This is a genomic window from Bordetella petrii, assembly GCF_000067205.1.
Lineage (GTDB): Bacteria > Pseudomonadota > Gammaproteobacteria > Burkholderiales > Burkholderiaceae_B > Bordetella_A > Bordetella_A petrii.
Window position 1 is genome coordinate 2841833 of the sequence record NC_010170.1, and the last position, 19642, is coordinate 2861474.

General features: G+C 67.5%; 19 protein-coding genes, 3 tRNA genes and 1 pseudogene. 12 read left to right on the plus strand and 11 right to left on the minus strand.

Annotated elements, in window-relative coordinates; all coding sequences use genetic code 11:
• The first annotated feature begins 21 nt into the window (after window positions 1-21).
• Window positions 22-106: transfer RNA gene (locus BPET_RS13700), tRNA-Leu, on the plus strand.
• 181 nt (window positions 107-287) lie between these two features.
• Here the strand turns inward: BPET_RS13700 and BPET_RS13705 are convergent.
• A pseudogene (locus BPET_RS13705) lies at window positions 288-923 on the minus strand (tRNA-uridine aminocarboxypropyltransferase); the annotation flags it as partial.
• Window positions 924-985: 62 nt separating this feature from the next.
• Between BPET_RS13705 and BPET_RS13710 the strand changes: the two are divergent.
• A tRNA-Leu gene (locus BPET_RS13710) sits at window positions 986-1070 on the plus strand.
• Window positions 1071-1152: 82 nt separating this feature from the next.
• On the opposite strand, the gene BPET_RS13715 is transcribed toward BPET_RS13710, so the two are convergent.
• The gene (locus tag BPET_RS13715; protein WP_012249617.1) at window positions 1153-1593 is read right to left on the minus strand and encodes a GNAT family N-acetyltransferase; all 441 of its coding nucleotides are present in this window, start codon (window positions 1591-1593) and stop codon (window positions 1153-1155) included.
• A gap of 126 nt (window positions 1594-1719) precedes the next feature.
• Here BPET_RS13715 and BPET_RS13720 point away from each other — a divergent pair, with 126 nt between their 5' ends.
• Genes BPET_RS13720 through BPET_RS13730 form a run of 3 tightly spaced genes read left to right on the plus strand, consistent with a single transcriptional unit; the run spans window position 1720 to window position 5681 of the window.
• Window positions 1720-2658, plus strand: coding sequence for an AEC family transporter (locus tag BPET_RS13720; protein ID WP_012249618.1), 939 nt, complete (start codon window positions 1720-1722; stop codon window positions 2656-2658).
• A gap of 12 nt (window positions 2659-2670) precedes the next feature.
• A complete protein-coding gene (locus tag BPET_RS13725) occupies window positions 2671-3960 on the plus strand; it encodes an arsenic transporter (RefSeq protein WP_012249619.1) in 1290 nt (429 codons plus the stop codon).
• 59 nt (window positions 3961-4019) lie between these two features.
• The gene (locus BPET_RS13730) at window positions 4020-5681 is read left to right on the plus strand and encodes an FMN-binding glutamate synthase family protein (protein WP_012249620.1); all 1662 of its coding nucleotides are present in this window, start codon (window positions 4020-4022) and stop codon (window positions 5679-5681) included.
• A 14-nt stretch (window positions 5682-5695) separates the two neighbouring features.
• Here the strand turns inward: BPET_RS13730 and cls are convergent, their stop codons facing one another.
• Both cls and BPET_RS13740 read right to left on the minus strand, forming a co-directional pair.
• On the minus strand, window positions 5696-7093 hold the full coding sequence (gene cls, locus BPET_RS13735; RefSeq protein WP_012249621.1) for a cardiolipin synthase: 1398 nt from the start codon (window positions 7091-7093) through the stop codon (window positions 5696-5698).
• A 15-nt stretch (window positions 7094-7108) separates the two neighbouring features.
• Entirely contained in the window at window positions 7109-7693 is a 585-nt protein-coding gene (locus BPET_RS13740; RefSeq protein ID WP_041862903.1) for a hypothetical protein, read from the minus strand.
• Window positions 7694-7942: 249 nt separating this feature from the next.
• On the opposite strand from BPET_RS13740, the gene egtD reads away from it, so the two are divergent.
• The 3 genes from egtD (at window position 7943) to BPET_RS13755 (ending at window position 10438) form a co-directional block, all read left to right on the plus strand.
• Complete coding sequence (gene egtD, locus BPET_RS13745) at window positions 7943-8920, plus strand: L-histidine N(alpha)-methyltransferase (protein ID WP_012249623.1); 978 nt, start codon at window positions 7943-7945, stop codon at window positions 8918-8920.
• Between the two features lie 15 nt (window positions 8921-8935).
• The gene (gene egtB, locus BPET_RS13750; RefSeq protein ID WP_012249624.1) at window positions 8936-10255 is read left to right on the plus strand and encodes an ergothioneine biosynthesis protein EgtB; all 1320 of its coding nucleotides are present in this window, start codon (window positions 8936-8938) and stop codon (window positions 10253-10255) included.
• Between the two features lie 106 nt (window positions 10256-10361).
• A tRNA-Met gene (locus BPET_RS13755) sits at window positions 10362-10438 on the plus strand.
• 108 nt (window positions 10439-10546) lie between these two features.
• Here the strand turns inward: BPET_RS13755 and BPET_RS13760 are convergent.
• The 3 genes from BPET_RS13760 to BPET_RS13770 form a co-directional block, all read right to left on the minus strand.
• Window positions 10547-10906 carry a hypothetical protein gene (locus tag BPET_RS13760; RefSeq protein WP_012249625.1) on the minus strand — a complete coding sequence of 120 codons (360 nt, stop codon included), beginning with the start codon at window positions 10904-10906 and terminating at the stop codon, window positions 10547-10549.
• A 145-nt stretch (window positions 10907-11051) separates the two neighbouring features.
• Window positions 11052-12134: an AI-2E family transporter gene (locus BPET_RS13765; protein ID WP_012249626.1), complete on the minus strand. Its 1083-nt coding sequence runs from the start codon at window positions 12132-12134 to the stop codon at window positions 11052-11054.
• Between the two features lie 68 nt (window positions 12135-12202).
• Entirely contained in the window at window positions 12203-12895 is a 693-nt protein-coding gene (locus BPET_RS13770; protein WP_012249627.1) for a DUF3053 domain-containing protein, read from the minus strand.
• A gap of 192 nt (window positions 12896-13087) precedes the next feature.
• On the opposite strand from BPET_RS13770, the gene BPET_RS13775 reads away from it, so the two are divergent.
• The 3 genes from BPET_RS13775 (at window position 13088) to BPET_RS13785 (ending at window position 14919) form a co-directional block, all read left to right on the plus strand.
• Window positions 13088-13462, plus strand: coding sequence for a hypothetical protein (locus BPET_RS13775; protein WP_012249628.1), 375 nt, complete (start codon window positions 13088-13090; stop codon window positions 13460-13462).
• Window positions 13463-13854: 392 nt separating this feature from the next.
• Entirely contained in the window at window positions 13855-14151 is a 297-nt protein-coding gene (locus BPET_RS13780; protein ID WP_012249629.1) for a hypothetical protein, read from the plus strand.
• Window positions 14152-14226: 75 nt separating this feature from the next.
• Window positions 14227-14919, plus strand: a complete 693-nt coding sequence (locus tag BPET_RS13785) for a cytochrome b/b6 domain-containing protein (protein ID WP_012249630.1) — start codon at window positions 14227-14229, stop codon at window positions 14917-14919.
• Between the two features lie 31 nt (window positions 14920-14950).
• Here BPET_RS13785 and BPET_RS13790 read toward each other — a convergent pair whose 3' ends face one another.
• Window positions 14951-15409 (minus strand): c-type cytochrome, encoded by a 459-nt coding sequence (locus tag BPET_RS13790; RefSeq protein WP_012249631.1) that lies wholly within the window; start codon window positions 15407-15409, stop codon window positions 14951-14953.
• 50 nt (window positions 15410-15459) lie between these two features.
• Window positions 15460-16836: an adenylosuccinate lyase gene (purB, locus tag BPET_RS13795; protein ID WP_012249633.1), complete on the minus strand. Its 1377-nt coding sequence runs from the start codon at window positions 16834-16836 to the stop codon at window positions 15460-15462.
• Window positions 16837-16999: 163 nt separating this feature from the next.
• On the opposite strand from purB, the gene BPET_RS13800 reads away from it, so the two are divergent.
• Window positions 17000-17611: a glutathione S-transferase gene (locus BPET_RS13800; RefSeq protein ID WP_041863963.1), complete on the plus strand. Its 612-nt coding sequence runs from the start codon at window positions 17000-17002 to the stop codon at window positions 17609-17611.
• A 25-nt stretch (window positions 17612-17636) separates the two neighbouring features.
• Here the strand turns inward: BPET_RS13800 and BPET_RS13805 are convergent, their stop codons facing one another.
• The gene (locus BPET_RS13805; RefSeq protein WP_041862905.1) at window positions 17637-18455 is read right to left on the minus strand and encodes a sulfite exporter TauE/SafE family protein; all 819 of its coding nucleotides are present in this window, start codon (window positions 18453-18455) and stop codon (window positions 17637-17639) included.
• Window positions 18456-18505: 50 nt separating this feature from the next.
• Complete coding sequence (gene mnmA, locus BPET_RS13810) at window positions 18506-19636, minus strand: tRNA 2-thiouridine(34) synthase MnmA (protein WP_012249635.1); 1131 nt, start codon at window positions 19634-19636, stop codon at window positions 18506-18508.
• Between the last annotated feature and the right edge of the window lie 6 nt (window positions 19637-19642).

Below are 19642 nucleotides of genomic sequence, written 5' to 3' on the forward strand. Positions count from 1 at the left end.
ATCTGCAAGGTCTGGCTCAGTGCCCAGGTGGCGGAATTGGTAGACGCGCATGGTTCAGGTCCATGTGCCGCAAGGTGTGGAGGTTCGAGTCCTCTCCTGGGCACCACGGAATTCAGGCAGTTCGGCCACGCCGAGCGGCCGCCCCAGCCCCCGGCAACCCTTCAAGGTTCGCCGGGGGTTTGTTTTTCCGCCTTTGCTTTGCCGTTTTTGCCCGCTTTTCCGTTTTTTCCTTCCTCCAGGCCGGTTCCGTGCGGGTCCGCTTCCTGCGCGCCCGCGCCCTGCTCTTTCCGGGCCCGGCTGCCGGCGCGGCGCAGGTGGTCGCGCTCGTAGCGCGCCTGCCCCATGGCGGCGATTTGCCCGGCCACCAAGGCCTCGAACGGATCGAGCAGCGCGACGAACGAGCGCGGCGCTTCCAGGATGTCGAGCGCCGCGGCCACCGCCTCGATCGTGGCCAGCGCCTGCGGATGCGCGGCATGGCGCACCCGGTAGCGCGACCCCGGCCCGCCATCCAGGGATACGCGCGGCAGTGCCGCGAGCGCCGGGTGCGCCGCAAGCACCTGGCGCGCGTGCCGCCAGGTGCCGTCCAGCACTACCAGCAAGCGCGGCAGGCCCGGCGACGCGGCGCGCTCCAATGGCTCGGCGCCTTCTCCGGGAAACAACAGCCAGGACTCGTAGCCGGGCACTTGCCACAGGGCGGCGTCGAAACGCCGCCCCACGTGCAGGCTGGCATTACGCAAGCCCAGCACGGCGAGCCGGGCGGTATTCAGGGCGTGGCGCGCCTCTTCCGGATGCTGCAGCACCACTACGCGCGTGCGGCTGTCTAGCGCCGGAATCCACCGGCACAGGCAATGCGCCAGCGGCCGCTGGCAGCGCGGGCAGGCGGGCCGCCCAGTCGGCTTGCGCCCGGCCTGAAAAGTGTGCATAATGCGCGTCCTCTGTTGCTCAAACGCGATTAAACAACACCGCGCCAGAACAACAGCAGAAAGCCCAGGTGGCGGAATTGGTAGACGCGCATGGTTCAGGTCCATGTGCCGCAAGGTGTGGAGGTTCGAGTCCTCTCCTGGGCACCAATTACTACATCGCGACTTACCTGCGCGATGCGCCGAAAACCCCGATTGCCCGCAAGGCATCGGGGTTTTTCTTTGGCTATTTTCAGTGTTCCAGCTCGCGCGTCATGGCGATGTGCTCGATGCCCGCCTCGACGAAGGGCTCGCCCTGCGCCGCGAATCCGTGGGCTTCATAGAAGCCGCGGGCGTGGGTCTGGGCATGCAGCAACAGCAGCCGGTGGCCGTCGCCGTGCCCCTGCGCGATCAGGGCATCCAGCACCTGCCCGCCCACCCCGCTGCCACGGGCCGCCTTGCGCACGGCCATGCGGCCGATATGACCATCGGGCAGCAGCCGCCCGGTGGCGATAGGCGTGCCGTCATCGCCATAGGCCACGGCATGCACGGCCACGGGATCATCGTCGTCGAGCTCGATTTCGGGCGGCACCGCCTGCTCCAGCACGAACACCTCGTGCCGCACGGAGTAGGCGTCGTCGCGCAGGCGCTCCCAGGTTCCCAGGACAATGCGAATGGCGGGCGGGGTGGGCATGGCGAGTCTCCAGTGGTCGGTAATGGCGTGGCCGCGGCGGCACACCCCGATTTTCGCAGGCAACGCGCCCGGCTGGAACCCGCCGCCGCACAGTAGAATGTGCGCACCTCAAAATACCCCCGCGCCATGCAAGCCGTCGTCACCGCCGCCCTGCCGGTTTTCGCCCTCATCCTGACCGGCTGGATGGCAGCCCGCTGGCGGGTGCTGGGCCCGACCGCCACCGACGCGCTGAACCGCTATGTGGTCTACCTGTCGCTGCCGGCGCTGCTGTTCCGCGCCATGGCGCATGCCGATCCCGGCCAGATGCACTGGGGGTTCGTAGCCGCATTCGGCGGCGGTATCGTCATTACTTTCGCCGCCACCTGCCTGTGGCCGCGGCGCCACGTTCCCGCCCTGACCGACCTCAGCATCGAAGGGCTGGCGGCCTCGTACACCAACGCCGGCTACATGGGCATTCCACTATGCCTGGCCCTGCTCGGCCCGGCCAGTCTGGCGCCGGCCGTGATCACCACCCTGCTCACGGCCTGCATGTTGTTCGGCGCGGCCATCGCCCTTATCGAATTCGACCAGCACCGCGACCGCAACCTGGGCGCCACCCTGGCCAAAGTGGCGCGGGCGCTGGTCCGCAACCCGCTGCTGGTGGCGCCGCTGCTTGGCCTGGCCAGCACCTGGTCGGGCGCGGCGCTGCCCGCCGGCCTGGACCGTTATGTCGAGCTGCTGGGCGCGTCGGCCAGCCCGTGCGCCCTGGTCACCATCGGCCTGTTCCTGGCCCAGGCCCAGCCGGGCGGCGGCCGCGCGGTGGTGGGCCGGCTGGTCGCCGGCAAGCTTGTGCTGCAGCCCGCCGCCACCGCGGCGCTGGCGTTCATGGTGTTTCCGATGCCGCCGCTATGGGCTTGGTGCGCCGTGCTGATGGCCGCCCTGCCTATCGGCACCGGGCCTTTCATGCTGGCCCAGATGTATGGCCGCGACGCGCGCGCCACTTCCCGCGCCATCTTGCTTTCCACCGTCCTGTCGGTGCCCACCGTCACGCTGCTGGTCGCCTGGATCAGCACGCGGCTTCCCTGAGTTTCGCCCCCCATGCTGCTGCCCGCCGCAATTTTCATCGTCACGCTGGCCCTCGTCATCTGGCAGCCCCGCGGCCTGAACATCGGCTGGAGCGCCTCGGCTGGCGCGGCGGTGGCGCTGGCCTGCGGCGTCGTGCAGCCCGCCGACGTGGCCGCGGTCTGGCACATTGTCTGGAACGCCACGGCCACGTTCATCGCCATCATCATCACCAGCATCATCCTGGACGCGGCGGGCTTCTTCGAATGGGCCGCGCTGCACGTGGCCCGCTGGGGCGGCGGCCGCGGCCACTGGCTGTTCGCGCTGATCGTACTGCTGGGCGCGGCGGTGTCGGCGCTGTTCGCCAATGACGGCGCCGCGCTGATCCTCACCCCCATCGTGATGGAAATGCTGCTGGCGCTGGGGTTCGGGCTGAGCGCCACGCTGGCATTCGTAATGGCGGCCGGCTTCATCGCCGACACCGCCAGCACCCCGCTGGTGGTGTCGAACCTGGTGAATATCGTATCGGCCGACTTCTTCAATATCAGCTTCGGCCGCTATGCCTCGGTCATGGTGCCCGTCAACGCCGCGGCCGTAGCGGCCACGCTGGCCGTCTTGTTCGTGTATTTTCGCAAGCAGATCCCGGCCCGCTACAACGTCGCGCAATTGCGTGCGCCGGGCGCGGCGGTGCGCGACCCCGCCACCTTCCGCGCCGGCGTGGCCGTGCTGGCGCTGCTCCTGGCGGGTTTTTTCGTGCTGGAGCCCTTGGGCATCCCCGTCAGCGCCATCGCGGCGGCCGGCGCCCTGGCCCTGCTGCTGGTGGCGGGCCGCCACCATATCGTCGGCACGCGCCGCGTCATGCGCGAAGCGCCCTGGCATATCGTGGTGTTCTCATTGGGCATGTACCTGGTGGTGTACGGCCTGCGCAATGCCGGCCTCACTGCCCATCTGACCGCGCTTTTCGACACATTCGCCGGCCATGGCATCTGGGGCGCGGCATTGGGCACGGGCCTGGTCATGGCATTTCTGGCCTCGGTCATGAACAATCTGCCCGCCGTGCTGGTGGGCGCGCTGGCGGTGGCCGACACCCACGCCACCGGCGTCGTGCGCGACGCGATGATCTACGCCAACGTCATCGGCACCGACCTGGGCCCGAAGATCACGCCCATCGGCAGCCTGGCCACGCTGCTCTGGCTGCACGTGCTGGCGCGCAAGGGGTTGCGCATTACCTGGGGCTACTATTTCAGGGTCGGCATCGTGCTGACCCTGCCGGTGCTATTGGTCACGCTGGCGGCGCTGGCGCTGCGGCTGGGCGGCGGCCAGTAGTTCAGGCAAGCCGCGTCTAGTGGTATGGTTGCCGTCATCCGCAATCGGGAGAGATTCGCATGACCTGGATGGTTGGCCGCTACACAACCTTTGTCCTGGTGCTGGTGGGCACCGCCATCACGGGCGCGCTGGCGGCGACGGTATCGCCGCACTGGCTATGGGCAGCCGTGCCGCTGGCCTTGCTGGCGCTGCTGGGCGTCTACGATCTGGTCCAGGAACGCCACGCCATCCGCCGCAATTACCCGGTGCTGGGCAACCTGCGTTTCCTGTTTGAGTTCATCCGGCCCGAGATCCGCCAGTATTTCCTGGAAGACGACACCCACGCCGCGCCGTTCTCGCGCGCGCAGCGGTCCATCGTTTATCAGCGCGCGAAGCTCGAAATCGACAAGCGCCCGTTCGGCACCCAGGAAGATGTCTACGGCGACCGCTACGAATGGATCAACCATTCGCTGGTGCCGGCGCGCGTGGATGACGCCGATTTCCGCGTGACGGTCGGCGGGGCCGAATGCACCCAGCCATATTCGATGTCGGCGTTCAACATCTCGGCCATGAGCTTCGGCGCCCTGTCGGCCAATGCCATCATGGCGCTGAACGAGGGCGCGCGCCAGGGCAACTTCGCGCACGACACCGGTGAAGGCGGCGTCAGCCGCTACCACCGCAAGGCGGGCGGCGCGTTGGTGTGGAATATCGGTTCGGGCTATTTTGGCTGCCGCGACGAAAGCGGCGCGTTTTCCGAAGCCGCCTTTGTGCGCAACGCCTGTACGCCGCAGGTGAAAATGATTGAAATCAAGCTGTCGCAGGGGGCCAAGCCGGGCCACGGCGGCATCCTGCCGGGCGCCAAGGTCACGCCCGAAATCGCCGAGGCGCGCGGGGTCGCGGCCTGGCAAGACTGCAATTCGCCGTCCAGCCACAGCGCCTTCGACACGCCCATAGGGCTGCTGCATTTCGTGGCGCGCCTGCGCGAACTTTCCGAAGGCAAGCCGGTGGGCTTCAAGCTATGCGTGGGCCACCCCTGGGAGTGGTTCGCCATCGTGAAAGCCATGCTTGAAACCGGCATCACGCCCGATTTCATCGTGGTCGACGGCGCCGAAGGCGGCACCGGCGCGGCGCCGGTCGAGTTCGTCGACCACGTCGGCACGCCGCTGCGCGAAGCGCTGCGCCTGGTGCACAACACCCTGATCGGCGTGAACCTGCGCGACCGCATCCGGCTGGGCGCGTCCGGCAAGATCATCACGGCCTTCGACATGGCGCGCGCCATGGCCATGGGAGCCGACTGGTGCAACGCGGCGCGCGGCTTCATGTTCGCGATCGGCTGCATCCAGGCACAGGCCTGCCATACCGGCAAGTGCCCTACCGGCGTCACCACCCAGGATCCGCTGCGCCAGCGCGCGCTGGTGGTGCCGGACAAGGCCCAGCGCGTGGCCCACTTCCATCGCAATACGCTGCACGCCCTGGCCGAACTGCTGCAGGCCGCGGGCCTGACCCACCCCAGCCAGTTGCGCCCGCACCATATCGCGCGGCGCATTTCTTCCAGCGAAGTGCGTTTGCTGTCCGCGCTGTTCCCCGAACTGGAACCGGGCGAGCTGCTGCGCGGCGAATTCCGGCACACGGTGTTCAAGGTGGGCTGGTCGATGGCGCGGCCCGACTCGTTTCAACCCGCGCATGACGTCACCGCCGCGCTGGCGGCCATACACCGCGCCCAGGTCGCCGGCACGGCCTGAGCCCGGCGCGGGCGCTACAGCCAGCGCTCGAACAGGCGCGAGAAAAATTCCATGAACCGGTCGCTGGCGCCGCGGTCGTGCCAGTCTTGCAAGGTGACCTGCTGCGCCGCGGCCACGTCGCTGTCGAACAGCGCCTCCATCTGGGCGCCGAACCGCGGCCCCAGGATCACCGCGTTGATCTCGTAGTTCAGCGCGAAGCTGCGCCAGTCCATGTTGCTGGACCCGACGGTGGACCACACTCCATCGACCACGGCGGTCTTGGCATGCAACAACGCATCGCGCCGCTCATAGATTTTCACGCCGGCCTCAAGCAGATTTTCGTAGTGCGAGCGGCCGGCATGGAACACCAGCGATGAATCGCTGAACCCCGGCAGCACCAGCACCACATCCACGCCGCGCCGCGCGGCATCCTGCAGCACCTCGATGAATGCCGGGTCGGGCACGAAATACGCCATGGTGATGTGGATGGACTTCTGCGCGCTCTCGAAGGCCGACATCAGCGTCAGGTATACCGTGTAGCCGTCGCTGCGATCCGGCTGGTTGGCCAGGATGCGCACGTCGAGGTCGCCGCGCGCGGCAAGCTTGGGAAAGAAATCGCGCTGCGCCAGCGGCGGCCCTTTCTGAGACTCCCAGCCCGCCAGGATGACGCGCTCGAGCTCGGCCACGGCCGGCCCTTCGATACGGATATGGGTATCGCGCCAAGGCTGCGCCTCGCGCCCCGAACTGGCCGGGCGCGAGCCCGACGAATACACGCTGCTGACGTTGATGCCGCCCAGATAGCCCACCTTGCCATCGACCACCAGCAGCTTGCGGTGATTGCGCTGGTTGAGCGACCAGCCGCCCCGCGCCTCGGCCGGATTGACCGGATTGAAGACGGCGACCTGCACGCCCGCCTCGCGCATGCGGTCGAACAGCGTGTCGGGCGTCTGCAGCGTGCCCACCGCGTCGATCATGACGGCAACGGCGGCGCCCCGGCGCTGCGCGGCAATCAAGGCATCGGCAAAGCGCTGGCCGGCCTCGTCGTCATCGAAAATATAGGTTTCCATGTGCACGTAGTGCCGCGCGCGGCCGATCGATTCCAGCATGGCGCGATACGTGGCCGGCCCGTCGGCCAGCAGGCGCACATCGTTGCCGCCCACCAGGGGCGAGCCGCCGATGGCGGCCTCGATGGCCTGGTGGCGCGCGTAGAAATCCTGCGGGCGCGCCTGGCCGGTGCGCGCCACGATGTCCCGGCCCCGTTCGTAGCTGGACCAGCCGCTGTCGGCCGATTGCCCTGCCTGCTCTTTGCGCGCCTGGCGTTCCCGGGCGTCAGGCACGGTGGCGCACGCCGCCAGGAATACCGACAGCAGCAACCCCACCAGCAGCAACCCCACCAGGCATCGCACCGCGCGTCGTACCTCGCCGGCCGGCATCGTCTCACCCCTGGCTCAAGGTTGCCACTGCGTGCGGTGCGATACCGTCGGGCGCCGCTGCGAGCCGCGGCGCGAAGGCTCGCGATCAGTCCAGCGGCCGCCTCGCCAACGGCCGTGTTCGCGGTCAACCTGGAAGCCGCCGGCATCACGCAGCAGCGCCATCACGGCCTCTTCTTCATCGGGTTCGACCTGCACTGCCAGCAGCACGGCCTGTTCGGCTGCCGGCAGGCTGTGCAGCCGGGCGTTGCGCATGGTCACCAGGCGCCGGCCGGCCCACAGGGCGCCGGCGGCCGCGCCGGCACAGGCGCCCAACACGGCTCCCCCCACCACGGCGATATCGCCGCGGGCCAGGAAAATGGCCGCCACCGTGCCCAGCAGCGCGCCGGCCGCGGCCAGCGCCGCGGCGCGCCAGGCCATGCCGTAGCGCGCGTGCCCGGCCTGGGCTTCCGGATCGTCGTCCCAGGACCGTACTTGTCCGGTGCGGCGCCCGCCCCGGAACAGGCTGACCGCTTCTTCGCGGAAACCTTCGGCAAACAGCGCATGCGCCGCGCTCTTAGCCGACGGGACACTGTCAAAACGTGCAACGATGATCGACGACATACGCAGTCTCTTGGCATGTTGACTCTTGACTTTATTCTGCTCGCCCGGCTGCGGCCTGTCCTCTGGTTTCGCAACCAGCAGTAATGCGGTATTTCGGCGCGGCGCGGCCTGACACACTTTCTCTCGCAGCGCCCCGGCTTGCTTGCGTTTCGTTAAAAAGCATTGCAATCCGCTCGCAGGGCTTGCGGCGCGGCGGGGTCGCCGGTCACAATAAGTGTCGCGCAACAGCACCTGCAAGGAAGCAACCGCATGGTCCAGCCCCGCAGCATGTTCGCAGCCGCGCCGTCCCCCACCCCGGAATCCTCGTCCGGCGCCGCCGCCCAGGCCATCCAGGAACTGCAGGCCGGCCTGCTCGCCCGCCCGGCACGCATCGATCCCAAATATCTGTACGACCGCCTCGGCTCCAGCCTGTTCACCGCCATCACGCAACTGCCCGAGTACTACCCCACCCGGTGCGAAGCCGAGATTCTGCGCGGGCATGCCGCCGACATTGCCCGCCACGTCGGCGCGGTGGAGTCGCTGATCGACCTGGGCGCCGGTGATTGCGTCAAGGCCGAACGCCTGTTTTCCAGCCTGCGGCCGCGGCGCTATGTGCCCATCGACATCTCGGCGGATTACCTGCGCACGGCCGTGCAGCGCCTGGAACACGCGCATCCGGGCCTCGAAATCATCGCGCTCGGCCAGGACTTCCACCACGCCCTCGATCTGCCGGATGCCCTGCCCGCCGCCGGGCGCCTGTTCTTCTATCCGGGCTCCAGCATCGGCAACCTGGACCCGGCTCAGGCGCTCGCCATGTTGACGCGCATTCGCGCCGCCTGTACCGACGGCGGACTGCTAGTTGGCATCGACCGCGTCAAGCCGCGCGCCATTCTCGAGCCTGCGTACGACGACGCGCTGCACCTTACGGCCGCCTTCAACCTCAACCTGCTGCGGCACGTCAATCGCCTGCTGGGCAGCGACTTCAACGTGCACGACTGGAGCCACGTGGCCCACTACGACGAACCCCATGCGCGCATGCAGATGCATCTGCAGGCCCTGGGAGAGGTCAAGGTCGAATGGCCGGGCGCGCAGCGGCGCTTCGGCAGCGGCGAGCGCATTCACACCGAGAACTCGTACAAGTACACGGTCGAAGGTTTTCGCGACCTGCTCGCGCGCGCCGGCTACACCCGCGTCGAGCACTGGTCGGACTCCCGCGACTGGTTTTCCGTTTTCAGTGCGCGGGCCTGACCGCATACATCAGCCATGCCATCCGACACCACCACAGCCTGCCCCTGCCTGTTGACCCGCCCCGCTCCGCACCTGGATGCCGACGCCAGCCTGGCGCAGCGCTACGAGCGCGTGCGCGGCCAGACGCGCGCGCTGGCCGAACCGCTCAGCCCGGAAGACTGCCAGGTGCAGTCCATGCCCGACTGCAGTCCGGTCAAGTGGCACCTGGCCCATACCACCTGGTTTTTCGAGACCTTCATCCTGGCGCGTTTCCTGCCGGGGCATCCGCCATTCCATCCGCAGTACCGGATGCTGTTCAACTCGTACTACAACGCCATCGGCGACCGCCATCCGCGCCCGCAGCGCGGCATGCTGTCGCGCCCGCCGCTGGCCGACATTCTGCGCTACCGCGAGTATGTGGACGCCGCCATGGCCGGCCTGCTGGCCGGCGCGCCGGACGCCGACCCCGCCTTCGCTCAATTGGTCGAACTGGGCCTGAACCACGAGCAGCAGCACCAGGAACTGATCCTGACCGACATCAAGCATGCCCTGTCGCTCAATCCGCTCAAGCCCGCTTACGCGCCCGGCCGGCGGGATGCGCTTCCGGCGGCCACGCCGGCGGGCTGGACCCGCTACGCGGGCGGCTGTGTGCGCATTGGCCACGAGCCCCCCGGTTTCGCCTTTGACAACGAAGGCCCCGCGCACGAGGTGCTGCTGCGCCCCTTCCACCTGGCCGACCGCCTGGTGACCCAGGGCGAATACCGGGAGTTCATGCGCGACGGCGGCTACCGCCGCCCGGAGCTGTGGCTGTCGCTCGGCTGGGATCGGGTCTGCGCCGAGCAATGGCGCGCCCCGCTGTACTGGGAAGGCCAGAAAGACGACTGGCAGGTGTTCACGCTGCACGGCATGCAGCCGCTCGACCCGCACGCGCCGGTCACCCATGTCAGCTATTACGAGGCCGACGCCTACGCTCGCTGGGCCCGCGTGCGCCTGCCGCGCGAGGCCGAATGGGAACACGCCGCCCTGGCCCGCCCGGCGCCGGCGCACGCCAACCTGCTCGAGCACGGCCACCTGCATCCCCGCGCGGCGCCGCAGCGCCCGCCCGCGGGCGGGCCGGTGCAGTTGTATGGCGACGCCTGGGAATGGACCAGCAGCGCCTACGACGCCTATCCGGGCTACGCGCCGCCCGCGGGCGCGGTGGGCGAATACAACGGCAAGTTCATGTGCAACCAGTACGTGCTGCGCGGCGGCTCGTGCGCCACGCCGGCAGACCACATCCGCGCCACTTACCGCAACTTTTTCCCGCCCGAGGCGCGCTGGCAGTTCTCGGGCATACGGCTGGCGCGCGATGCGTGAGGGGTTTGCACCCCAATAAAATGTCGTGCTAGAATTTCGTTCTTGCCTGGCCCTGCCGGGCAAGAAGTCGAGCACTGCCTCAGGCACAACATTGAGGCACGACATTGGCGCATTAGCTCAGCCGGTTAGAGCGACGGAATCATAATCCGCAGGTCCCCTGTTCGAATCAGGGATGCGCCACCAGAATTACGAAGGGCGCCCATGGCACATGGGCGCCCTTTCTTTTTGACGATGCAGGGTGGTGTTAGGGGGTGGTGTGGGGTATGCGGGGCGCAGTCAGGCTCCAGGACCTCAGGCCGCCACCCGCAGGTGCCGCCGCGACTGGCCACCCTTGATGGGCCGCAGCAGGCTGCTGGGCACATCTTCGACCAGCTCCGGTTCGCACCGTACGCTGACCTGGCCCGGCAGGATCCAGCTCTTGCCGTGGCGGCACTCGGTGGCGCGCAGGTGCCGCGCCAGGCGCAGCGCGTCGAGCTCGGCGCGATCACGGCCGGAACGCACCATGTCGCAGAAGCGCGTGAAACTGAACGTGTGCGCGCCCTCGCGGCCTATCACGTCGACACACCCGCGAAATTCGCCAAAATCGACCTCGTGCACGCGCGGCCGGATGGAATAGCTCACATTGGAAGCAAAGGCGGAAAACGTGTCCATGGCTTGATCTCCCTGATGAAGCACGACCATTTCAGGGTAGAGCAAAAATATGTCGAATCCGCGCCGCCTTTGCAATCTTTGAAGACGATTACCCGTCCGTTACAAAATCCATACTTAACTACATCCCTGGCGCCGCGCGCGGGCTTCAGGGCTGGGCGGGCGTATCGTCGCGGGCGGCGGGCTCGACAAAATCGGAGGTGAACAAGTCCCAGCAAGTAATGAACAGCGCCGCGATCAGCGGCCCGATCACGAAGCCGTTCAGGCCGAACAACGCCATGCCGCCCAGGGTGGAGATCAACACCACGTAATCGGGCAGCTTGGTGTCCTTGCCCACCAGCAACGGACGCAGCACGTTGTCGACCATGCCGATCACCAGCACGCCGTACAGGATGAGCGCCACGCCCTGCCATGTGGCGCCCGTGACCAGGAAATATACGGCCACCGGCACCCAGATCAGCCCCGCGCCAATGGCGGGCAGCAGCGACAGAAAGGCCATGACCACGCCCCATAGCACCGGCCCCTGGATGCCCAGCACGTAGAAGATCACGCCGCCCAGGGCGCCCTGCGCCGCGGCTACCGCGATGTTGCCCTTCACGGTGGCGCGGATCACGGTAGTGAACTTGCGCAACAGGTGAATCTTGCGCGAGTCGCTCAGCGGAATCGCGGCGCGCAGCCGCGCCGACAGCAGCGAGCCGTCGCGCAGCAGGAAAAACAACAGGTACAGCATGATGCCGAAGCTGATCAGGAACTGGAACGTATCCTGTCCGATGTTGAACGCCTGCGTGGCCAGGTACTGGCTGCCCCGCATCGCGCCCGCGGTGAGCTTGTCTTGCAGGCTGGTGATGTCGGCCATGCCGAAGCGCGTCAGCAGGCTGTGCAACGATGCCGGCAGCGCGTCGAGCACCTGCTGGAAATAAACGCCGAAGTTCAGGTTGCCCGACTTGACGCGCTGGTAAAGATTGGCGCCTTCCTGCACCAGCGAGCCGGTGATGAGCGTGACCGGCACGATTACCAGCAGCAACACCAGCAGCAGTGTGCACAGCGCGGCCAGGTTGCGCCGCTTGACCAGCTTGGCGGCGATGCGGCGATGCACCGGCGCGAAAATAATCGCCAGGATCGCGCCCCAGAATACCGCTCCGTAAAACGGCCACAGCACCCAGCCAAACGCGATAGTGACAAGCACCAGCAGCAGCAGGAAAAAGCGGTTGTGCAGGTTAGACCCGTTCATATTCGATCCCGTGCGCGGCAGCTGCCGCGTGAGGCGCAATTGTACAAATCCGGCATGGCGGCCCGCGCTCAGGCCGGCGCCAGCGCGCGCAGGCTGCGCTGTGCCTGGCCGACCGCTTCGGCATGGCCGTTGAGTGCATCCAGCAGGCGGTTCAATTCCTGCTGCACGGAAGGGTCGCGCACCGAAGCCGACTCGGCGTCGATAACAATCTGCCCGCGATGCCGGACCACGTACTCGGCTGCCCGCACGGCATCGTCGAGCGCCGCCGCGGCCACCGCCAGCAAAGGCTCCAGACGCGCGGCGCTGCCGGTCACGGCGCGCCCGTACGCCTGCGCGTACACCGCCTGCAGGTCGGCGGGCTGCTCCAGCCCGGCGCGCTCCGTGCCGGCGCGCTCCAGCGCCCGGCGCAGGCTGGCGCGCGCCTCGGACAGGGCCTGGCGATCGGCCAGCAAGGCGTCCTGGCGCGCCCGCAACTGCGCCAGCGTGTGCAGCTCCTGGTGCTCCAGCGCACGGCCCAGGCGCTCGACCACCGTGGCGGCCACCGCGTCGAAATCGGCCAGCACCTGATAGTGCTCGACGTAGTCGCCGAACGCATCGCGTTGCGCGTCATCCAGCGCGGGCACGGCCGCCCCCGGCGCCTCGACCACGCTGGCCTGCAGCCAGGCCATGAAGGCCGCGCGCTGGTCCGGCTCTTTGTTGACGCAGCCGGCCAATAGCAGGCCGGCTGCCAGCAGCCATATGAAATTAACCGCAATGCGCATGCTTCCCCCATTTGCCGCAGCCAGCGCCGCGCCGCCGGCCGCCTCGAACATTAACCCAAGCGCAGCCGCCCATACAGCGCTTATAGGATTTGTTGCCTCGGAAGCGATATGTGACACTGCGCCCGCCGAACGGCGCGGCCCCCTGCCCTACAATGCCTCTTGATCACTCCATTCAAAACCGCGTTGCCCGCCATGACCACTGCCGACAGCACCCCTGTTTCCCAAGAGCCCTGGGGCTACACGCACCCCCAATGTCGGGGTTCCACGGCGTTCCTGTTTTTCACTTCCGACCTGGCCCGCACGGTGAACGAGCACCTGGCCCACGGGCCGCTCGATGACGCTGCCCTGCAGCGCGCCCAGCAGGCCGTAGATGCCCTGGTGCAGCGCTACATCGACATCCAGGCCGCCCCGGCCGCGTTCGCCGGACAGCGTATCCGGCTCAGGCTGGAAGCCGGCCAGGGTGCGGGCGCCGCGCCGCAAGTGGCGCTGGAAATGTCGCCCGACCTGGAAGACCAGATCATCGAGGCGCAGCGCCTGGCCCACCAGCAGGCCGCCACGCGGCACTAACGCCGATTACCCAAAAAAGCGTTGACAAAACAAGCATTTACTCGTATAGTAGCTAGTTGGCCAGTATCCGCGCGCCGGCAAGACGATTCTTAAAAAGAATATTCCAAGTCAGCCAGCCGTACTGCCTTCTTCGTGGCCTTGCCACGGCTCCATTATTTGGCCGCCCTTTCCGCATTCGCCTGCGCGAGCAACCCGCAGGCAGCCTCGCGGCCTTGAATCTTGCCCAGCACGGCCCGGCCCTTCCGCCGGCCGGCAGCAAATCCGGCTCCGACCCGAGCCCTGACAGCACCACGCCTCGCGCGGCACGCCAAAGCCAGCCCTGCTGGCGGCGGGCGCACACGCGCAAGCGGGTGCCGCATTTCCATAACGAGAACTCGAAAGAGAGGAACATCATGAACTCATCCATCAACCCCATCACGGCCACGCAACTTCTGCCCCGCCGCGCGCACAGCAAGCTCGACCACACGCCCATCCATGTAGGCGACGTGGTTCATCTCAAGCCGGCCTGCGGTCCGGACATCCGCGCCACGGTGATCTACAACGCGCCGATCAACGGCACGGTGACCTACACCACCGACGTGGTCCACCCGCGCGGCCCGGCGGGCGGCCCCGGCATGCGGATCCGCTTCCGCCACGAACACGTGCATCGCATCGAACCGCTGCGCCGCCGCGCCAGCCGGGCCGCCTGAGCCCAGGCACACCCCGGTTCGCCTGGCCGCGCATGCTACAGTCGGCCTCATCGCCGGCCCCGTCGCCAGTTCGCAATGCAGCACACTCGTTCGTCCGTACGCATCTGGGACCTTCCCACCCGCCTGTGCCATTGGGCCCTGGCCGCCTGCGTCGTCGGCGCCTACGTCAGCGTCAAGCTGGGCGGGCTGTATATGGATTGGCACGTGCGGTTCGGGCTGGCCACGCTTGGACTGATCGTGTTCCGGCTGGCGTGGGGCGTGGCCGGGCCGCGCTATGCGCGCTTTGCCACCTTCGTGCGCGGTCCCGGCGCAATCAGGCGCTATCTGCAGGGCTCGGCCCCGCCAGCCGGGCACAACCCCCTGGGCGCGCTATCGGTCATCGCCATGCTGGCCGTGCTGGGATTCCAGGCAATCAGCGGTCTGTTCACCAGCGATGACATCATGACCCAAGGCCCGCTGTACGCCCGCGCGAACGAAGCCCTGTCCGCGTGGTTCGGCCGCTGGCATCACGCCAACGAATGGCTCATTGTCGGCCTGGTCGCGCTGCATTTGCTGGCGGTGCTCTGGTACGTGGCCGTGCGGCGCAAGCGCCTGCTGCGGTCCATGCTCACCGGCGACGCGCGGCCGCAAGACCTGCCAGCGGGCACCCAGCCCGCCGCCGACGGCCCCGGCGTCTGGCTGCGCGCCGCACTGCTGGCCGCCGCGGCGGCGGCGCTGGTGCTGTGGATCCGTTCGCTTGAAATCGTGGCCGACTTTTCTTTTTCTTGAGGCCTGCGGCCAGCCGGCCTCGTGCGCCAGCCTATTTTTTCTTGCGGTATGAATCGTGGCAGGCCTTGCAGCTTGCGCCCACGTCGCCGAACGCGGCCCGCAGCGTGTTCAGGTCGCCCGAATCGGCCGCTGCCGTCAGCTTGGCCAGGTTGTCTTTCAGACGCTCCTGCTTCTGCCGGAAACCCTCGGCATCGCTCCAGACCTCGGGCCGCGCATCTCCCCCTTCCGTACCCGGGCCGAAAGCGGCCCAGGGCAGCCCCGCCAGCACGTTCAGGACCTGGACGTTGGCCTTGATCTGGGCCGCATCGTATGGCGCCTGGCCCTTCACGACCGGTTGCATGCGGCCGAAGTGCGAGCCCATCAGGGTCAAGGCCGACTGCCGGTACTTGATGGCGTCGGCCGGCTTGGCGAATTGCGACAGCGCAGGCGCGGACCACAGCGACATGACGCCGAAACAGGCCGCGGCGGCCAGCAGGGGGACTTGCTTCATGGACGATCTCCCGGTAAGTGCGACGATGCCGGCTGCGCCGGCACTGCCGACTATACCGCCCGGGCGAGACCGGCAGCCAGCCCTACGTAGGCGCGCGGGGTCAAGGCCAGCAGGCGCGCCTTGGGCTCTTCGGGTAGTTCGAGGCCGCTGACGAATTCGCGCAGCGCGGCTTCGGTGATGCCCTTGCCGCGCGTCAGCGCCTTGAGCTGCTCGTAGGGTTGCGGCAGGCCGTAGCGGCGCATGACGGTCTGCACCGGTTCGGCCAGCACTTCCCAGCAGGCGTCGATGTCGGCGTCGATGGCCGCGGTATTGACTTCGAGCTTGCCCAGCCCGCGCAGGCACGCGTCCCAGGCCACCAGGCTGTAGCCCAGACCCACGCCCAGGTTGCGCAGCACGGTGGAGTCGGTCAGGTCGCGCTGCCAGCGCGACACCGGCAGTTTCTCGGACAGGTGGCGCAGCACGGCATTGGCCAGACCCAGGTTGCCCTCGGAGTTCTCGAAGTCGATGGGGTTGACCTTGTGCGGCATGGTGGACGAGCCCACCTCGCCTTCTTTCAGGCGCTGCTTGAAGTAGCCCAGCGCCACGTAGCCCCAGATGTCGCGGTCGAGGTCGAGCACGATGACGTTGGCGCGCGCCACGGCGTCGAACAGCGCGGCGATCCAGTCGTGCGGCTCGATCTGGATGGTGTGGCGGTTCTGGGTGAGGCCCAGGCCGGCCAGCACGCGGGCGCTGAAGGCCGGCCAGTCGATCTCGGGGTAGGCCGACAAGTGCGCGTTGTAGTTGCCGGTGGCGCCGTTGAGCTTGGCCAGGGGCTCGACCGCCTCGATGGCGGCGATGGCCCGCTGCAGGCGCGCCGCCACGTTGGCGAACTCTTTGCCCAGCGTGGTGGGGCTGGCCGGCTGGCCGTGGGTGCGCGACAGCATGGGTTGGTCGGCATACTGACGGGCCATGCCGGCCAGCGTGTCGGCGACCTGGCGCAGGCGCGGCACGATCACCTCGGCGCGGGCGCGGCTGAGCATCAGCGCGTGCGAGGTGTTGTTGATGTCTTCGGAGGTGCAGGCGAAGTGGATGAACTCGGCCGCGCGGGCCAGCTCGGCATCGCCGGCGACCTGCTCTTTCAGCCAGTATTCCACCGCCTTGACGTCGTGGTTGGTAGTGCGCTCGATTTCCTTGATACGGGCCGCGTCGGCCTCGGAGAAGTCGCGCACCAGTTGCGCCAGGCGGGCCCGGGCCGCTGCCGAGAAGCTGGGCAGCTCGGGCAGCCCGGCGTCAGACAGGGCCACCAGCCATGCCACTTCGACCTCAACCCGGTGCGCCATGAAGCCCGCTTCGGAGAGCAGGCCGCGCAGGGCGTCGCCCCGCGACGCGTAGCGGCCGTCCAGCGGGGACAAGGCGTTGAGGTGGCTGATCTGGTCGGCAATCTGCATGGCGGGAGACGAAAAAGAAGGGAGTCGAAAGGCGGGTGCCGATTTTATCACCCGCCCCGATGTAACAATGGCGCAAAAAGCGTTGCTCAATGGGAACTTCGCATTTCTGAACCTATCGCTCCTGCTATACTGCGGCCGCTTTCCGACTTCGCTTGTGGCCTCCATGAAACTGATCGGCTCGCTTACCAGTCCCTATGTTCGCAAAGTGCGGGTCGTCATGGCCGAGAAGAAGCTGGACTACCAGCTCGAGCTGGAAAACGTCTGGTCCCCCGATACCCAGATCCAGGCCTACAACCCCCTGGGCAAGGTTCCCTGCCTGGTCATGGAAGACGGCGGCGCCCTGTTCGATTCGCGCGTCATCGTCGAATACCTGGATACCCTGTCGCCGGTGGCCCGCCTGATTCCGCAGCCGGGCCGCGAACGCGCGGCCGTCAAATGCTGGGAAGCCATCGCCGACGGCGTGCTCGACGCCTGCGTCATCATTGTCAAGGAAAACCAGCGCCCCGAAGCCCAGCGCAGCGCCGACTGGATCGAGCGCCAATACCGCAAGATCCACGCGGGCCTGGAAGCCATGAACACCAGCCTGGGCGAACAGGCCCACTGCATGGGCGTGAACTACAGCCTGGCCGACATCGCCGTGGGCTGCGCCCTGGGTTACCTGGACCTGCGCTTCGCCTCGCTGAACTGGCGCGCCGGCCACCCCAACCTGGCCCGCCACTACGAAAAACTGTCGGCCCGCCAGTCGTTCATCGACAGCGCCCCGCCGGCCGCCTGAGCGGCCGCGCGACCCTGCCCGCCGCTCAGACGCCGAAGGCCTGCCAGGCCTTCGCCAGCATGTACGCCGCCAGGGCGAACAACAGACCTGCGAACACCCGTTTCAGTGTAGCTACCGGCAGGCGGTGCGCCATGCGCGCGCCGGCCGGGGCGGTCAGCACGCTGGTGGCCACCAGCGCCAGCAGCGCCGGCCAGTAGATATAGCCCAGCATGCCTGGCTGACTGGCGTTCTCGTTCAGGCCCGAAGCAACGTAGCCGATGCTGTTGGCCAGCGCGATGGGAAAGCCCAGCGCGGCCGAGGTCGAGACCGCGGTATGCAGCGCCACGTTGCACCACACCATGAAGGGCACAGACAGGAAGCCGCCGCCCGCGCCGACCAGGCCCGAGAGGAAGCCGATGCCGGCCCCCACCGCCGAAGTGCCCGCGATGCCGGGCATCTGGCGCGAGGGCTTGGGCTTTTTGTTGCGCAGCATGTTCCAGGCCGAATAGCCGACGAACAGCGAGAAAAACAGCGACAGCCAGGCGGTGCTCAGGGCAGCGAACACCGCGCCGCCCGAAAACAGGCCGCCGACGATGATGCCGGGAGCCATGGCGAAGACGATCTTCCACTGGATGGTGCCCTTGCGCTGGTGGGCCCGCACGCTGGAAAGAGACGTGAACAGAATGGACGTCATCGAGGTGGCGATGGCGGCATGCACGATCAGGTCTTGCGGCATGCCCTGCCAGCCGAACAACATGGTCAGGAACGGCACCAGCAGCATGCCGCCGCCTATGCCCAGCAGCCCCGCCGCGAACCCGACCACGGCGCCGAGCGCCAGCAGGCAAACCAACATCGTCACGTCCACTTCGACCTCCTCAGATATACCAACCCGGCGCCGCCCCCCATGGGCGACGCTCAGGCGATGATGCCGCCGCCCAGGCAGACGTCGCCGTCGTACAGCACGGCCGACTGGCCTGGCGTAACGGCCCACTGGGGCTGGCTGAACGACAACTCAAAAGCGCCCTGGCTGGCCTGCTCGAGCACGCAGGCCGCGTCGGCCTGCCGGTAACGCGTCTTGGCGCCATAGCCGCGCAGCTCGGGCGCGCGGCCGGCGACCCAGCTGGCATCCAGCGCCTGCAGGCGGTTCGACAGCAACCAGGGGTGGTCGTGCCCTTGCACCACATACAGAATGTTGTGCTGCAGATCTTTGCGGGCCACGTACCAGGCGTCGGCGGTGCCGTCGTCGCGTTGGCTGCCCTTGACCCCGCCCACGCCCAGGCCCTTGCGCTGGCCCAGGGTGTAGAACGACAGGCCGTGATGCCTGCCCACCCGCTGCCCCTGCGGCGTCAGGATGTCGCCCGGCTCGGTGGGCAGATAGCGGTTCAGGAATTCGCGGAACGGCCGCTCGCCGATGAAGCAGATGCCGGTGGAATCTTTCTTGGCGGCGTTGTGCAGGCCGATGTCATGGGCAATGCGCCGCACCTCGGTCTTGTGGATTTCGCCCAGGGGAAACAGCGTGCGCGACAACTGCGCCTGGTTCAGGCGATGCAGGAAATAGCTCTGGTCTTTGCTGCCGTCCAGCGCCTTGAGCAACTGGTATTCGCGCCCATGGGCTCCTGCGATCGCGCGCACGCGCGCATAGTGGCCCGTGGCAATGTGCTCGGCGCCCAGGGTCATGGCGTGGTCGAGGAATGCCTTGAACTTGATCTCGGCGTTGCACAGTACGTCGGGGTTGGGCGTGCGGCCGGCGGAGTATTCACGCAGGAACTCGGCGAAAACGCGATCTTTGTACTCGGCGGCGAAATTGACGTATTCGAAGTCCACGCCGACCAGGTCGGCCACGCTGGCTGCGTCGAGCAGATCCTGGCGGGTGGAGCAATATTCGGAATCGTCGTCGTCTTCCCAGTTCTTCATGAACAGGCCGATGACTTCGTAGCCCTGCTGCTTGAGCAGCCAGGCCGTTACAGACGAGTCGACGCCGCCGGACATGCCGACCACCACGCGGCGGCCCTTGCCGGGAGATACGCTTAACGATGCAAGAGACATGATGAC

Bases quoted from the DNA above. Each gene is read 5' to 3' on its own strand.
- BPET_RS13715 (WP_012249617.1), bottom strand. From the start codon at position 1,593: ATGCCCACCCCGCCCGCCATTCGCATTGTCCTGGGAACCTGGGAGCGC.
- BPET_RS13720 (WP_012249618.1), top strand. From the start codon at position 1,720: ATGCAAGCCGTCGTCACCGCCGCCCTGCCGGTTTTCGCCCTCATCCTG.
- BPET_RS13725 (WP_012249619.1), top strand. From the start codon at position 2,671: ATGCTGCTGCCCGCCGCAATTTTCATCGTCACGCTGGCCCTCGTCATC.
- BPET_RS13730 (WP_012249620.1), top strand. From the start codon at position 4,020: ATGACCTGGATGGTTGGCCGCTACACAACCTTTGTCCTGGTGCTGGTG.
- cls (WP_012249621.1), bottom strand. From the start codon at position 7,093: ATGCCGGCCGGCGAGGTACGACGCGCGGTGCGATGCCTGGTGGGGTTG.
- BPET_RS13740 (WP_041862903.1), bottom strand. From the start codon at position 7,693: ATGTCGTCGATCATCGTTGCACGTTTTGACAGTGTCCCGTCGGCTAAG.
- egtD (WP_012249623.1), top strand. From the start codon at position 7,943: ATGGTCCAGCCCCGCAGCATGTTCGCAGCCGCGCCGTCCCCCACCCCG.
- egtB (WP_012249624.1), top strand. From the start codon at position 8,936: ATGCCATCCGACACCACCACAGCCTGCCCCTGCCTGTTGACCCGCCCC.
- BPET_RS13760 (WP_012249625.1), bottom strand. From the start codon at position 10,906: ATGGACACGTTTTCCGCCTTTGCTTCCAATGTGAGCTATTCCATCCGG.
- BPET_RS13765 (WP_012249626.1), bottom strand. From the start codon at position 12,134: ATGAACGGGTCTAACCTGCACAACCGCTTTTTCCTGCTGCTGCTGGTG.
- BPET_RS13770 (WP_012249627.1), bottom strand. From the start codon at position 12,895: ATGCGCATTGCGGTTAATTTCATATGGCTGCTGGCAGCCGGCCTGCTA.
- BPET_RS13775 (WP_012249628.1), top strand. From the start codon at position 13,088: ATGACCACTGCCGACAGCACCCCTGTTTCCCAAGAGCCCTGGGGCTAC.
- BPET_RS13780 (WP_012249629.1), top strand. From the start codon at position 13,855: ATGAACTCATCCATCAACCCCATCACGGCCACGCAACTTCTGCCCCGC.
- BPET_RS13785 (WP_012249630.1), top strand. From the start codon at position 14,227: ATGCAGCACACTCGTTCGTCCGTACGCATCTGGGACCTTCCCACCCGC.
- BPET_RS13790 (WP_012249631.1), bottom strand. From the start codon at position 15,409: ATGAAGCAAGTCCCCCTGCTGGCCGCCGCGGCCTGTTTCGGCGTCATG.
- purB (WP_012249633.1), bottom strand. From the start codon at position 16,836: ATGCAGATTGCCGACCAGATCAGCCACCTCAACGCCTTGTCCCCGCTG.
- BPET_RS13800 (WP_041863963.1), top strand. From the start codon at position 17,000: ATGAAACTGATCGGCTCGCTTACCAGTCCCTATGTTCGCAAAGTGCGG.
- mnmA (WP_012249635.1), bottom strand. From the start codon at position 19,636: ATGTCTCTTGCATCGTTAAGCGTATCTCCCGGCAAGGGCCGCCGCGTG.